Source organism: Nocardioides soli, assembly GCF_014191495.1.
Lineage (GTDB): Bacteria > Actinomycetota > Actinomycetes > Propionibacteriales > Nocardioidaceae > Nocardioides > Nocardioides soli.
The window spans coordinates 1175508-1189576 of record NZ_JACHWR010000001.1 but is presented as its reverse complement, the minus strand read 5'-3'; the positions used below and the strand labels follow the sequence as shown (position 1 = coordinate 1189576).

The 14069-nt window shown below is 73.9% G+C and carries 15 protein-coding genes; 12 read left to right on the top strand and 3 right to left on the bottom strand.

Annotated elements, in window-relative coordinates; translation table 11 throughout:
* Positions 1-16 precede the first annotated feature (16 nt).
* The 9 genes from FHU40_RS06090 to FHU40_RS06050 all read left to right on the top strand — a co-directional run bounded on the left by FHU40_RS06090 (position 17) and on the right by FHU40_RS06050 (position 10101).
* Positions 17-3226: a heavy metal translocating P-type ATPase gene (locus FHU40_RS06090; protein WP_183591340.1), complete on the top strand. Its 3210-nt coding sequence runs from the start codon at positions 17-19 to the stop codon at positions 3224-3226.
* A 34-nt stretch (positions 3227-3260) separates the two neighbouring features.
* On the top strand, positions 3261-3692 hold the full coding sequence (locus tag FHU40_RS06085; RefSeq protein ID WP_183591339.1) for a hypothetical protein: 432 nt from the start codon (positions 3261-3263) through the stop codon (positions 3690-3692).
* A 563-nt stretch (positions 3693-4255) separates the two neighbouring features.
* Complete coding sequence (locus FHU40_RS06080; protein ID WP_246389960.1) at positions 4256-5320, top strand: DUF222 domain-containing protein; 1065 nt, start codon at positions 4256-4258, stop codon at positions 5318-5320.
* Between the two features lie 301 nt (positions 5321-5621).
* Positions 5622-6158 (top strand): RNA polymerase sigma factor, encoded by a 537-nt coding sequence (locus FHU40_RS06075; protein ID WP_183591338.1) that lies wholly within the window; start codon positions 5622-5624, stop codon positions 6156-6158.
* Positions 6155-6988: a cupin domain-containing protein gene (locus FHU40_RS06070; RefSeq protein ID WP_183591337.1), complete on the top strand. Its 834-nt coding sequence runs from the start codon at positions 6155-6157 to the stop codon at positions 6986-6988. Before FHU40_RS06075 ends, FHU40_RS06070 begins: the two co-directional genes overlap by 4 nt.
* Positions 6985-7818, top strand: coding sequence for an ABC transporter ATP-binding protein (locus FHU40_RS06065; protein ID WP_183591336.1), 834 nt, complete (start codon positions 6985-6987; stop codon positions 7816-7818). Before FHU40_RS06070 ends, FHU40_RS06065 begins: the two co-directional genes overlap by 4 nt.
* Entirely contained in the window at positions 7815-8297 is a 483-nt protein-coding gene (locus FHU40_RS06060; protein ID WP_183591335.1) for a hypothetical protein, read from the top strand. The genes FHU40_RS06065 and FHU40_RS06060 overlap by 4 nt, the downstream gene beginning before the upstream one ends.
* Complete coding sequence (locus FHU40_RS06055; protein WP_183591334.1) at positions 8294-9154, top strand: hypothetical protein; 861 nt, start codon at positions 8294-8296, stop codon at positions 9152-9154. Before FHU40_RS06060 ends, FHU40_RS06055 begins: the two co-directional genes overlap by 4 nt.
* Complete coding sequence (locus FHU40_RS06050) at positions 9151-10101, top strand: nucleoside hydrolase (protein WP_183591333.1); 951 nt, start codon at positions 9151-9153, stop codon at positions 10099-10101. The genes FHU40_RS06055 and FHU40_RS06050 overlap by 4 nt, the downstream gene beginning before the upstream one ends.
* Before the next feature lie 66 nt (positions 10102-10167).
* Here FHU40_RS06050 and FHU40_RS06045 read toward each other — a convergent pair whose 3' ends face one another.
* Positions 10168-10797 (bottom strand): maleylpyruvate isomerase N-terminal domain-containing protein, encoded by a 630-nt coding sequence (locus FHU40_RS06045; RefSeq protein WP_183591332.1) that lies wholly within the window; start codon positions 10795-10797, stop codon positions 10168-10170.
* A gap of 161 nt (positions 10798-10958) precedes the next feature.
* On the opposite strand from FHU40_RS06045, the gene FHU40_RS06040 reads away from it, so the two are divergent.
* Positions 10959-11468 (top strand): DUF4234 domain-containing protein, encoded by a 510-nt coding sequence (locus FHU40_RS06040; protein ID WP_221199518.1) that lies wholly within the window; start codon positions 10959-10961, stop codon positions 11466-11468.
* Between the two features lie 7 nt (positions 11469-11475).
* Here the strand turns inward: FHU40_RS06040 and FHU40_RS06035 are convergent, their stop codons facing one another.
* Positions 11476-12141, bottom strand: a complete 666-nt coding sequence (locus FHU40_RS06035) for a hypothetical protein (RefSeq protein ID WP_246389958.1) — start codon at positions 12139-12141, stop codon at positions 11476-11478.
* On the opposite strand from FHU40_RS06035, the gene FHU40_RS06025 reads away from it, so the two are divergent.
* Positions 12140-12307, top strand: coding sequence for a hypothetical protein (locus tag FHU40_RS06025; RefSeq protein WP_183591329.1), 168 nt, complete (start codon positions 12140-12142; stop codon positions 12305-12307). The two genes, FHU40_RS06035 and FHU40_RS06025, sit on opposite strands and share 2 nt — an antisense overlap.
* 95 nt (positions 12308-12402) lie before the next feature.
* Entirely contained in the window at positions 12403-12546 is a 144-nt protein-coding gene (locus FHU40_RS06020) for a hypothetical protein (protein WP_183591328.1), read from the top strand.
* Positions 12547-12921: 375 nt separating this feature from the next.
* On the opposite strand, the gene FHU40_RS06015 is transcribed toward FHU40_RS06020, so the two are convergent.
* Positions 12922-14067, bottom strand: coding sequence for an acyl-CoA dehydrogenase family protein (locus FHU40_RS06015; RefSeq protein WP_183591327.1), 1146 nt, complete (start codon positions 14065-14067; stop codon positions 12922-12924).
* Positions 14068-14069 lie beyond the last annotated feature (2 nt).

Here is a 14069-nt window from a genome sequence, read left to right as displayed (position 1 = left end):
GAGGAGCGCAGACCGCATGACCACCGAGACCCAGCCGCTCGTCGAGTCCACCCTCGACATCGAGGGGATGACCTGCGCGTCCTGCGTCAACCGCGTGCAGAAGGCGCTCTCCCGGGTCGACGGGGTCGAGTCGGCGTCGGTGAACCTGGCCAACGAGACCGCCTCCGTCGCCTACGACCCCGCCGTGGTCGACGCCACGGCGCTCGCCGCCGCCGTCGAGAAGGCGGGGTACGCCGGCACGTTGCGCCAGGCCGAGCCTCCGGCGGCGGACCACCCCGCCGCCGACAGCTCGGCCCCCGCGGCCGACCCGATCGACGAGCTCGACGCCCGTCGCGACGTGGAGATCGGCCGGCTGCGGCGCAGGTGGCAGGTCGCGCTCGCCGTCGGCCTGGCGCTGATGGGGATCATGTACGTCCCGCTCCATCTCGACACGATGGACTGGCTGATGCCGCTCCTGCTCGTGGTCGCCACCGTGGTCCAGTTCTGGGCGGGACAGGACATCTACCGCCGCGCCTGGCGCAACGCCAGGCACCGGGCCACCAGCATGGACACGCTGGTCGCGCTCGGCACCGGCGTGGCGTTCGGCTACAGCGCCTTCGTCACGCTCTGGCCCGGCCTCGCGGAGCGGTGGGGCCTGCCGCTGCACCTGTACTTCGAGACCGCGCTGATCGTCGTCGCGCTGGTGCTGATGGGCCGCTGGCTGGAGCTGAAGGCCAAGAAGCGCACGGCGTCGTCGATCCGGGCGCTGGTCGGGCTGGCGCCGACGACCGCTCGTGTGCTGCGCGACGGCGTGGAGGTCGACGTCCCCGTCGCCGACGTGGTGGTCGGTGACCTGGTGCGGGTCCGCCCGGGCGAGAAGCTGCCGGTCGACGGGGTCGTGACCGAGGGGCGCTCGGCCGTGGACGAGTCGATGCTGACCGGCGAGAGCGTCCCGGTCGACAAGGGCGTCGGCGATCCGGTCATCGGCGCCACGGTCAACACCACCGGCAGCCTCGTCGTCCGCACCACGGCCGTCGGCGCCGACAGCACGCTCGCGCAGATCGTCCGGCTGGTCGAGGAGGCGCAGGGCTCGGCTCCGCCGATGCAGCGGCTGGCCGACCGGGTGTCGGCGTGGTTCGTGCCCGCGGTGCTGGTCGTCGCGCTGCTGACGTTCCTGGCCTGGCTGCTGTTCGGGCCGGAGGCCGACCGGCTGACGCTGGCGATCGGTACGACGGTCGCGGTGCTGATCATCGCCTGCCCGTGCGCGCTCGGGCTGGCGACGCCGGTCGCCGTCATGGTCGGCACCGGCAAGGCCGCCGAGCTGGGCATCCTGGTCGGCGACGGCGCCGCCCTGGAGACCGCGCGCCGGCTCACGGCCGTGGTGCTCGACAAGACCGGCACGATCACGGTCGGCCGGCCCGAGCTGGCCGAGGTGGCTCCGGCCGACGGCTGGGACGCCGACGAGCTGCTCGCGCTGGTCGCGGCGGCCGAGGTCGGCAGCGAGCACCCGGTGGGCGAGGCGATCGTCCGCGGCGCCCGCGAGCGCGGGCTCACGGTGCCCCCGACCACGAGCTTCGACTCGGTGCCCGGCCACGGCGTGGTGGCCGAGATCGCCGGCCGCACCGTGCTGGCCGGCAACGCGGCCCACCTCGCCGCGCACGGGATCGCCCTCGCCGGATCCGATGGCGCCGGCATCCGGGTCGCGGTCGACGGCCGGTACGCCGGACGGGTCACCGTCGCCGACGCCGTGAAGCCGTCGTCGGCTCGGGCCGTCGCCGACCTGAAGGCGATGGGCCTCGACGTCTGGATGGTCACCGGCGACCACGAGGAGACCGCCCGGACCGTCGCCGCGGAGGTCGGCATCGACCACGTGATGGCCGACGTACGCCCCGCGGACAAGGCCGCGCGCATCGCCGGGCTGCAGGCCGCCGGCCAGGTCGTCGCGATGGTCGGCGACGGCGTCAACGACGCACCGGCGCTCGCGCGGGCCGACCTCGGCATCGCGATCGGCACCGGCACCGACGTGGCGATCGCGGCCTCCGACATCACCCTGGTCGGCGGCGACCTGCACGGCATCGTGTCGGCGATCGAGCTGTCGCGCCGGACCGTGACGACGATCAAGCAGGGACTCACCTGGGCGTTCGCCTACAACGTGCTGCTGATCCCGGTCGCCGCCGGTGCCCTGTACTGGTGGGACGGCCTGCTGCTCGACCCGGTGCTGGCGAGCGCCGCGATGGCGATGAGCTCGGTCAGCGTCGTCACCAACGCGCTGCGGCTGCGGAAGCCCCCCAAGGGCTCGGCCGGCCGCGCGCGGCTCGCCGACTGGAGCTACCTGGCCGGCATCGCCCTGCTCGCCATCGCGGTCGGCGTCGGCTTCACCTGGCTGAGCCGCACCGACCAGGCCGAGCGGGGCATGAACGGCGTGCTCACCTGGTCGGAGGGCATGGGCATGCCGATGCGACCGCAGATGAGCACGATGGAGCGCACCGACGTACCCCCGGTGAGCGCTCACGACGCCGGCCTCACGGTGTCGTACGACGTGCCGTCCGACGTCGCGCCGGGCGCGCCGACCCCGGTCACGGTGACCGTGCGCGACGCCGACACCGGCGAGCCGGTCGACGACCTCGTGCGCACCCACCAGGTCTGGATGCACCTGATCGTGACCCGCGCCGACCTCGGCACCTTCGCGCACCTGCACGCGGAGCCCACGGGCGAGGACGGCGTGCTCGGGGTGGTGGTGACCTTCCCGACGGCGGGGGAGTACACGCTGCACACGGAGTTCCGCCAGCAGGGCGAGATGGCCGACGTGCTGGACGCACACCGGGTCACCGTGGCGGGCGACCCACCGCCGGCCGAGTCGCTGCCGGCCGACGACGTACGCGAGGCCACGGTCGGCGGCCTGCGCATCACGCTCGACGGCGAGGCCCATGTCGCGGAGACCAGCGACTTCACGCTGAGCTTCGCTGATGCCGCGACCGGTGCCCCGGTCGACGACCTCGCGCCGTACCTCGGCGCCGCCGGCCACGTCGTGGTGCTGCGCGCGGACGGCAGCCGCTTCCAGCACCGGCACGCAGAGACCTTCGACGGCCGCGGGCGGCCGGTGCCGGCGCTGCCGGGCACGGAGTTCGGGCCCGAGCTCGATCTGCACGCGCGGTTCGAGGTGCCGGGCGGCTACCGACTGTGGGCGCAGTTCCGCCTCGCCGACGGCAGCGTCGTCACGGCGCCGTTCGTGGTGCACGCCCGCTGACGGGGGCGGCCGGTCGGGGGTTAGGCTGAGGGTGATGAGCGACGTGGACTACTGCGAGCTGTGTGACCTTCCGAAGAGCACCTGCATCCACGGCAACCCGCCGCCCCCACCCCCGCCGGCGACCAGGCGGGTGGCCACGCCCCGGGCGACGCCGGTGACCCGGCGTACGTCCCGGCCGGCCCCGGCCGCCGCGCCGCCGCGGGTGGTCAACCACCGCTGGACCCCGCCGGACGCCTTCCGGTCGGCGATCCTCGAGGTGCTCGGCGAGCACGGCGGCGAGCTGGACCAGGACGACCTTTTCGACGCGCTCGAGGCGGCGATGGGGGAGCGGCTCAAGCCCGCCGACCAGGAGCTGACGCCCGAGGGCGAGCTCCGGTGGCGGTACGCCGCCCGCCGGGCCCGCCAGGCGCTGATCGCCGAGGGGCAGATGACCAAGGGCCGCCCCGGGATCTGGGCGCTGGCCTAGCGCCTGTCGCGAAACCACCTGTCGGGGCGCCGGGCTGTGCTCGGGACCGGGTCGCGTTGGTCGTGGTGGTTTCGAGACGGTTGCTGGCGCAACCTCCTCAACCACCGTCGCCCGGGGGTCACGGTGGTTGAGGAAGGCGCGCTAGCGCCTGTCTCGAAACCACCCCTCCACAGACATCCGATCCGCCGCATCCGCCGACGCAGCAGGGTTTCGAGACGGTTGCTAGCGCAACCTCCTCAACCACCGTCGTCGTCGGGCCCGGTGGTTGAGGAAGGCGCGCTGGCGCCTGTCTCGAAACCACCACCCAGCACCCGACCCACCGCATCCGTCGACGCAGCGGGGTTTCGAGACGGTTGCTGGCGCAACCTCCTCAACCACCGTCGTCGGGGGGCACGGTGGTTGAGGAAGGCGCGCTGGCGCCTGTCTCGAAACCACTCCTCCACAGACATCGGCATTGGGTGTGGATGAGCACGCTGGATCGTGACCTGTTCGTGACCCAGGCCCCTGTGAAATAAGGGGATTTAGGGCCTTGAGTGTCGGTGGCGGGTGCTTGAGTAGTGGGCATGACAGCACAGGCCACGCCGCGGCACCGGGTGTCGACGATGACCGCGCGGATGCGCGATCTCGTCGACGCGGTGGCCGATGCGTCGGTGTGGTCGATGGACCCTGCCGAGGCCGGGGCCACGCTGGTGGCGCTGACCCGGTTGGCGGCGCAGGTCAGCGAGCTGCAGGCCCGGGTCGCCGCGCACGCCGACACGATCCACGTCGGCGAAGAGGTGGGGACGTCCAGCGCGGCGAACTGGCTGGCCCACACCACGAAGACCACCCGGGCGGCGGCGTACGGTGCGGTGCGGCTCGGCCACGACCTCGAGGCCCACGCGTCGACCCGTGAGGCGCGGGCGGCCGGGGACATCTGTGTCGAGCGGGCGCGGGTGGTGGTCCGGTGGGTCGACCGACTCCCCACCGACCTCGGCCCCGAGACCCTCGCGAAGGCCGAGGCGCATCTGGTCGCCGAGGCGCGTCATCACGACGCGAAGGCGTTGGGTCGGCTGGGGCGTCGGCTGTGGGAGGTCATCGCGCCTGAGGAGGCCGACGCCCACGAAGCCGAGATCCTGCAACGGCAGGAGGCGGCCGCGCTGCGGGCCTGCTCGCTCACGATGGCCGACGACGGCGACGGCACCACCCGTGGCCGGTTCACCCTGCCGACCTACCACGCCGCCGCCCTCAAGAAGATGCTCATGGCGCTCGCCGCACCCAAGCACCTCGCGGCCACCCAGGGCCCCGGCATCGAACGCCGCCCCGGACCCGAAGCACTCGGCCGGGCGCTGTGCGAGCTGATCGAGCACTACCCCACCGACCGGCTCCCGACCACCGGCGGCGTCAACGCCACCGTCGTGGTGGTCATCGACGAAGACACCCTCACCGGCCGGCTGGAGAAGGCCGGCGTCCTGGACACCGGCGACCAGATCTCACCCGCGATGGCCCGCCGGCTCGCCTGCGAGGCCGGAATCATCCCCGCCGTCCTCGGCAGCAACAGCGTTCCCCTGGACCTGGGCCGGCGGAGCCGCTACCACAGCGAGCACCAACGGATCGCGATGTTCCTGCGCGACCACGGTTGCCGCGCCTAGGGCTGCGACCGCACGATCGGCCTCCACGCCCACCACCAACAGCACTGGGTCGACGGCGGCCACACCAACCTCGACGACGGCGCGTCCCTGTGCGCCTGGCACCACACCCTCATCCACGACATCACCTACCAGGCCACGTACCTCCCCACCGGGAAGATCCGATTCCACCGACGCACGTGACATCACCGTTTCTGCAGTTGGTCCACTCGCGGCGCTGTTACGCAGGTTGGCAACGCCCGTGTCCTAGTCACATTCTGGGGCGGTCGCGAACCGATCGGGCTCCTCGATGGCACAGTGAAGCGTGACCGTCGATCAGGAGCCCAGCGACCGCGCGCTGCTCGCCGCCATCGGCGAGCGCGACCGTGGGGCGCTGCACGAGCTCTTCACCCGCCACCAGCCGTGGCTGGCCGCGCGCGTGCGACAGCGCTGCTCCGATCCGGCGATCGTGGCCGAGGTCGTCAACGACACCTTCCTCGTGGTGTGGGACAAGCCCGGGAAGTACCAGGGCGACGGCGAGGTCGCCGCCTGGCTGTGGGGCATCGCGATCCGCACGCTGCTGCACCGGCTGCGTCCCCGCAAGTCGGTGCTCGAGCGGCTCGGCCAGCTGCGCCACGAGCACGCGCCGTCCGCCGAGGAGGCCGTACTGCTGGCGGTGGAGCACAGCGACGTGGGCCAGGCGCTGCAGCGCCTGTCGCCCGAGCTGCTCGCGGTCGTCCGGGCCACCGTGCTCGACGGCCTGTCCACCCGTGAGGCCGCCGCCCTGCTGGGCATCCCGAGCGGCACCGTGAAGAGCCGGATGAGCCGGGCCCGTTCCGAGCTGAGGGAGGCGCTGCTGTGAGCACCCATCACCCCGCGTGGCACGCGGACGACCAGGACCTCGCGACGTACCTCGCGGGCAGTGCGCCACTCGTGCTCGCCGCGTCGCTCGAGAGCCACCTGCTGGGCTGCGCGTCCTGTCGGGGGCGGCTGGCCGCCCTCACCGGCCCGGACGAGCAGGAGCTCGCCTGGAGTCGGCTCGCCGACCGCGTCGACCGGCCCTCGCGCAGCCCCTGGATCGTGCGCTCCGCGATCGCGACCCCGCTGATGATGCAGGCCGCGCTGGTGGCGGTGCTGCTGGTGGGGCTGGTGCCGCTGGTGGCCGCGTCGGCCTTCGGCGATGCCGGACTCCTCACGCTGCTGGTGCTGGCGCCGCTGGCACCGGTGGCGGCGGTCGCCCTCGCCTACCGCGACGGGTCCGACCCGAGCGGCGAGATCGCCCTGGTCGCGCCGACCGCGGGCCTGCGGCTGGTGGCGCTGCGCGCGCTGCTGGTCGCGGCCGTCGCGCTGCCGCTCGCCTTCGGCGTGCTGCTGGCGGTCGACCTCTGGATCGACGACGTGCCCCTGCGGCTCGCGTTCGCGTGGTGCCTGCCCGGCCTCGCGCTCTCGGCCCTGGTGCTGCTGGCGGGCACCACCCGGATCGATCCGCTGCACGTGGCGCTCACCGCCAGCGTGGGCTGGGCGCTGCTCGTCGGCGCTGTCGTGGTCGCCCACCGCACGCTGCGACCGGAGGTCTTCGCCGACGCGATCGCCGGCCCGGGCGTGCAGGCCGTCGCCCTGACCGTCGCGCTCGCGGCCGTCGCGCTCACCGTCGTACGTCGCGACGCCGTCGCCTACCGGAGGATCGCATGATCGAGGCCATCGCCCTCACCAAGTCCTACGGCGGCACCCGCGCCGTCGACGACGTGACACTGTCCGCCGACCGCGGCGTGATCGGGCTGCTCGGCCCCAACGGCGCCGGCAAGACCAGCCTGCTCCGGATGGCCGCCACCGTGCTCGCGCCCGACGAGGGATCGCTGCGGCTGCTCGGCCTCGACCCCGGCCGGGCCGACGAGCGCGTGCAGATCCGGCGCCGGCTCGGCTACCTCCCGCAGAGCCCCGGCCTCTACCCAGGCTTCACGCCGTACGACATGGTCGACTACGTCGCCGTCCTCAAGGAGCACACCGACCGCGAGCGCCGCCGGCACGAGGTGCGCCGCGTGCTCGAGGCGGTCACGCTCCAGGACGTGATGCACAGGAAGATCCGGGCGCTGTCCGGTGGCATGAAGCAGCGGGTGGCGCTCGCCTGTGCGCTGGTCGGCCAGCCCGACCTGCTCGTGCTCGACGAGCCCGCCAACGGCCTCGACCCCGACCAGCGACTCGGGCTGCGCTCGCTGCTGTCGGCCGCGCCGACCGTGCTGATGGCCACCCACAACATCTCCGAGGTGTCCGCGCTCTGCCAGCAGGTGTACGTCATGTTCACCGGTCGGGTCCGGTTCGCCGGCACCCCCGCCGAGCTCGCCGGCCTGGCCCACGGCCGGGTCTGGGAGGACGACCGCCAGGACCCGGACGCCGTCCGCAGCTGGCTCACCCCGACCGGCAGCTACCGCCACCTCGGCGACCCGCCGAGCGGCGCCGCCGTCGTCGACCCGACGCTCGACGACGGCTACCTGCTGCTCGCCCGCATGGAGCACGCGCCATGACCGCCTGGGTGCTGCCCACGGTCCGGGCGACGAGCTGGACGCCGCTGGCCGGCGTGGCGGTGTGCCTCGCGGTGGCCAGCGCGCTGGCGGCCCATGGCGGCGCCTGGCCGGGCACGCTGACGGGCGTCGCCACGGCCGCGGTCGCCGCGGCGGTCGTCGCCGGGCTGCGCGACCCCGCCGCCGCGCTGCTGGCGGCGGTGCCGACGTCGCACGCCGTACGCCGAGCCCGTCGACTCGCCCTGCTGCTGCCGGCGGGGTTCGGCCTGTGGCTCGCCGCCGTCGGGGGCCCGCTCCTCGGGCTGCTGGCGCTGACCACCTCCGGTCTCGCCGTCGCGGTCTGGGCCGGCGTGCCGCTCGGCGTCGCCGCACCCGTGCTGTGGGTGATCACGGCTCGTGCCGTCGACATCGACTGGGACCCCCGACCGGAGCTCGTGACCGTCGCGGCCGGTGCCGCACTGTGGATGGGACGCAACCGATGACCACGACCGCGACCCAGGAGCTGGCCCGGATCGAGGCGCGCCGCTCGCTGCGGCACCCGGCGCCCTGGCTCGGCCTGGCGCTGTCGGGGCTGATGGCCTGGAACACCTGGGAGGAGACGTGGTCCGGGCAGCGCTACACCGGGCTGGTCGCCTCGCTGACCCCGCTGCTGCTCGGCATCTCGCTGGCCAGCGTGGCGGCGTTCGGCCGAGAGCTGGTGCCGGTCGCCGACGACGCCCCGCTGGGTCGCGCCCGGCGGTCCGCCGCGCGACTCCTGGGCGCCCTGCCGTTGGTCGGCGTCGCCGTCCTGCTGGTGGTGGCGGCGGCGCTCTGGCTGCGCTCGACCGGCGGGCTGTCGCTCGGCGACGAGCCCGGCCGCACCGCCCAGGCCCACCACACGCTGCCCGAGCTGGTCCAGCTGGGCCTCCTGGCCTGCCTCGCGGTGGCCGTGGGCGCGGCGGCCGTGCACGTGCTCCGACAGCGGCTCGCGGCGTCGATCGTGCTGTCGATCGGCTGGTTCCTGGCCGGCGCGACGTACTGGATCTTCAACGGGCCGGTGCTCCGCGCGCTCGCCCCGGTGCAGGTGCAGCCGGTGTACGTCGACGTCGGGCCGCCCGAGACCGACCCGCTGACCTTCCCGGCGGACTGGCTGCTGTCGGCTCCCGGTGAGTTTCAGGACCACTGGGCCCGGGTCGTGGTGTCGCCGGCGCTGGCGTGGTGGCACAACGCCTACCTGGTCGGCCTGGTCCTGCTGGCCGTCGCCGTCGCGGTGCCCGGACGGGCCCGCCGGCCGTTGCTGGCCGCGGGTGCGGCGATCGCCGTGGCCGGGGTGCTGCTGCAGCAGGCGGTGACACCGTGAGGGCGCTGGTCGCGGCCGCCGTGGCGGTCCTGGCGCTGGCCGGCTGCGCGGCGCCGTACGACGACGACGGCGAGCTCGCCACGGTGGGCGCGCTCGCCGGCGGGGCCGCTCCCGACGAGGACGCGACGCCGATCGTGGTCGACACCGACCTGGCCGGCGACGACCTGGTGGCGCTGGCCTACCTGTTGCGCCGGTCCGACGTGCGCGTCGTCGCGGTGACGATCGCCGGGACCGGGCTGGTCGGCTGCGATCCCGGCGCCGACCTGGTCGCCGACCTCGTGCATGCGCTGGGGGAGGGCTGGGTGCCGGTGGCGTGCGGCCGTGAGGACCCGGCCCGGCAGTGGCCGCGCGAGTGGCGGGCCACGGCCGCGGTGGCGCCCGGACTGCCGCGGGTGGACACCACGTTCGTGCCGGCCTCGGACCCGGCGCCGCTGTCGATCGCGAAGCTCGCCGGCTCGACCGACGACCTGCACGTGGTCGCACTCGGCCCCCTGACCAATCTCGCCGACCTCGCCGAGCGGTGGCCGGAGAGCTACCGTCGGCTCGCCGGGATCCACACCATGGCCGGGGCCGTGAGCGTCCCGTCGATCGACGGGGTCGCGGAGTGGAACGCCGCGGCCGACCCGGCGGCGTTCGCCGCGGTGCTGGCCGGACCGGTCCCGGTCACGGTGGTGCCCGACGACCCGATCCCCGCCGGCACGCCCGACCTGCTCGCCGCCTTCCCCGTCGTCGGCCCGATCGTGGCCGCGACCGAGGTCCCGAAGCGGTGGGACCTCGCCACCGCCGCCGCCTTCGTCGAGCCCGGCCTCGCCACCGTCGATCGCGGTGCCTGGGAGGTCGACGACTCCGGCCGGCTCAGCCGCACCGGCCCGGGCCGGGTCGCCGTCGTCGACTCCCTCGACCCGGCCGGCCTCGAGGCGGCGTACGACGAGGCGTTCTCGGGATAGTCCGTCACGTTCTGGTTGCCCCACCGGCGGATCGTCGGCCAGAACGTGACGGACTATCCCCGACGCTCAGGGCACCACGGACGCACCGGAGGGGAGCGGCTGGCGGCCGGTGAGAGCGAGCACGACGTCGACGCCGAGCCCCTGGCGCAGCGCGCTCGCGCTGGCCAGCGCCAGCGTGTCGGCGAGCGCCTCGGTGGGCGGCGTGAAGTCGAGGCCGGTGGCGCGGGCGATGTCGAGGCAGTGGACGGTGAGCTCGAAGGTGCGGGTCGGCAGGTAGTCGCTCACCCGCATGCCGCCGCCCGCGGTCCGGATGACGACGTCCTCGCCCTCGAGCAGGTCGAGCGCGGCCTCGGCGTCGTCGCGCGCGGCGCGCAGGGCGGCCATCGGGTCGTCGCCGAGCAGCACCCCGGCCTCGACGCCGCGCTGGTGGATGGCGTCGCGGGTGGTGCCGTCGGCGAGCCGGCTGACGACGGCGAAGTAGTCCGCCGCGTCCTCGGCGTCGACGCGTTCGGCCCGGGTGTCCAGGTACGTCGTGACGGTCAGGAGCGAGCGGCCGGCGTGCCCGATCAGCGAGCGCAGGTCCCAGTTGCCGAGGCCCGGGCCGGCGTACCGGTCCGGTGGCACCTGGGCGGCCAGATCGAGGAACGCGGCGGCGGCCTCGGCGTACGTGGCGCGGACGGTGTCGAGCGCGGTCATGACTCCATTGTGGGAACTCCGGTCACCCCCCGTGCCCCGATGGGTCGTTGGCGCGCGGGGGGCGCCGACTCCACTAGGGTTTGACCGGAAGTCGCACACCGCCGCCCCGGGGGTCCTAACCTCGGGTGATTTGTCGCCCAGATGACCATGAGGACACCGTCATGACCGAGACCAACGACCCCACCGGGTCCACCCCCGATCCCGCGGCCGCGCCGCCGCCGTACTCCGCACCGGCGCCGTCCGGTGGGGCCGCTCCGGCGTACCCGTCGGCTGCCCCGCTCGCGCCGATGGCCGGCCCGGCCGACGGCCCGATCGGCCAGGTTCGCAACACCGGCACCTGCGTGCTGCTCACCATCGTCACGCTCGGGTTCTACACCTGGTACTGGTGGTACAAGACCCACGACGAGATGAAGCAGCACACCGGCACCGGCATCGGCGGCCCGATCGCGTTGCTGCTGACGATCCTGGTCGGCATCGTGATGCCGTTCCTGACCTCCAACGAGGTCGGCAACATGTACGAGCGCAAGGGCCGGGCCAAGCCGGTCACCGCGACCACCGGCCTCTGGTACCTGCTGCTCGGCTGGTTCTTCCTGGTCGGCGCGATCGTGTGGTTCGTCAAGACCAACGCGGCGCTCAACGACTACTGGCGCTCCCAGGGCGCCCAGGGCTGAGGCCCGGTCAGGTCCGGACCGCGAGCTCCGCGCCGAGCCGAGCGCCGGCGCGGAGCTCCAGGTCGTCACCGGACCAGAAGCGACCGGGGTCGTAGTAGTTGGTCGGCCGGTCGCCGTCCAGCAGCCCCATCGCGGCGTACGTCGCGGCGACCACCTCGGCGCAGTAGGTGAGCTCGGCACTCGCGGCGCGGCGTACGCGCCCCCGCGCCCAGCGGCCCACGAGTTTGGCCGTGGACGGGAACGGCGTGCCGTCGAGCCGGGCGATCGTGCGCAGCACCGCGTCCTCCATCTCGGCGGTGACGGTCGCGTCGAGCTGGCGCAGCCAGGCCTGCTGCTCGTACCGGCCGGTCCACTGGACTACCGCCTCGCGCAGGTCGTGGAGCTGGACCCCACGATGATGGCTGTCGGTCCAGACGTCGCGCAGTCCCTTGCCGAGCTCGGCGTGCCACAGCAGCGGCGGCAGGTCATCGAGCACGACCGCCATGCCCACGTGGTTGACCGGCGCGTTGGTGACCAGCCGGATAGCGTGATCGGCAGCGGAGCGGCCGCGGAAGAGCCACAGGTCGCCGGTGCGGGTCAGCTCGACCGCCTGGTCGAGGGTGAGCTCGCTCGACGCACCGTCCGTCGCGCCGTTCATCGATCGTCCGTCGCAGGGGTCATCGGAGGTCCTCATGAAGTTGTGGAAGGTACTCGGTCTGGCGGGGCTGGCCGGGGTGGCCGCCTCCGGGGTCATCATCGCGCGCGACCAGCGGCAACGCGCGCAGCTCACGCCGGAGCAGGTGCGCGACCGGCTGCACGAGCGGCTGGCGTCGGGCGAGTCCCCGCCGTCCTCTCCCTGAGGGGTCTCCCAGCCGGCTCCCAGCCGCCTTCAAGTGCGGGCCCCCACGATGGGCGTGCCCGCCGGGTGGCGGGCATCCGACCGAGAGGACCGCTCATGTCCACCCTCCAGCTCAACCGTCGCCAGGCGTGGCGCACGATGTCCATCCAGGACATGCACCAGCGCCTGCAGGCCCTGCGTCAACGCCAGCAACGACAGGTGGAGTTCGAGATGCTCCGGCTGCAGGCGCACGTCCGGTGACCCGTCGCTCGTCGGGTCCGGGACGTCGTACGAACGGGTCGGCCCGGACCGTTGGTACGACGTCCCGGGCCCCTCAGCCGTCGTGCGGGCGGATCAGCCCCCGTTGTCGCCGCACGGCGCCCCGTGGATCCGGGTGTCAGGTCTGACGCCGAAGCCGGCTGTTGCTCGTTTCCCCGGCTGCCCGGGGAAACGAGGAGACACGCCGACGCCGCGCCGGGGTGGTCAGGGAAAGCGAGTGCGACGCGCCGGGGAGAGACGGCGTGTCGGGCTCGGTCTGCCTGACCGCCTCCGCCGTACGACCTCCGCCGCCGGGAGCCCCACCGCCGGGAGCCTCGGCGACGAGCCCGGCGCCCGAGCCCCGCGCACGAGTCCCAGCTACGGGAGCGGGTCCACCTCGCGGTAGCCACCGACGTCCGTGGCGAGCAGCCCGAGGTGGTGGTTGCCGTCGCCCAGCAGGTGGTCGAGCGCGGTGAGGCGACTGGTGTAGCTGCCGATGCTGTACTCCGCGGTCATCCCGATGCCGCCGTGCAGCTGGATCGCCTCCTGGCCGATGTGGCGGCCGGCCCGGCTGACACCGAGCGACGCCCGGCTCGCGGCGGTGGCCACGTCGGCGTCGGAGCCGCCGTCGAGCACCATCGACGCCCAGAGTGCCAGGCTGCGCGCCTGCTCGAGCGAGACGTACATGTCCGCCGCGCGGAAGGTGAGCGCCTGGAAGGTGTTGAGCGTGACGCCGAACTGCTTGCGGCTCTTGAGGTACGCCGCCGTGGTCTCCAGCGAGAACTCCATCGCACCGACGGCCTCGTGGCAGGCGGCGATCCGGGCGACGTCGAGCACCCGCGCGATGACGCCCGTGCGGTCGCCCGGGTCGTCGCCGAGCAGGTCCGCCGGAGTGCCGGCGAAGGTCACCTTCGCGGCCCGGCCGCCGTCGTGGGTCCGGTAGCCCTCGCGGGTCAGGCCGGGGGTCTCGGCGGTGACCACGAAGAGGCCCGTCCCACCCGCGGGGAGCGCCGCCGACACGACGAGGATGTCGGCGCGCGCGCCGTCCGGCACCGGCTCCTTCACGCCGGTCAGCGTCCAGCCGTCGTCGGACGACGACGCGGTCACCGCGGACGCGGTCGGCTGCCAGCGCGAGCCCGGCTCGGCGTGCGCGAAGGCCAGCACCGAGCCGCCCGAGGACACGTCGTCGAGCAGCCCGATCCTCTGCTCCTCCGATCCTGCCGCGGCGACGGCGCCACCGGCCAGCACCACGGAGGTCAGGAACGGCTCGGGCGCGAGCACCCGGCCGAGCTCCTGGGCGACGATGCCGACCTCGACGGCGCCGGCGCCCATCCCGCCGTACGCCTCGTCGAAGGGCAGCCCGAGGACGCCCATCTCGGCCAGCTGGGTCCACACCTTCTCGCTGAAGCCGGGCTCCTCGGCGACCACCCGGCGGCGGTTCTCGAAGTCGGCGTACGCCTTGCCGGCCAGCCCGCGCACGGCCTCGCGCAGCGCCTGCTGCTCCTCGTCGTAGTTGAAGTCCATGA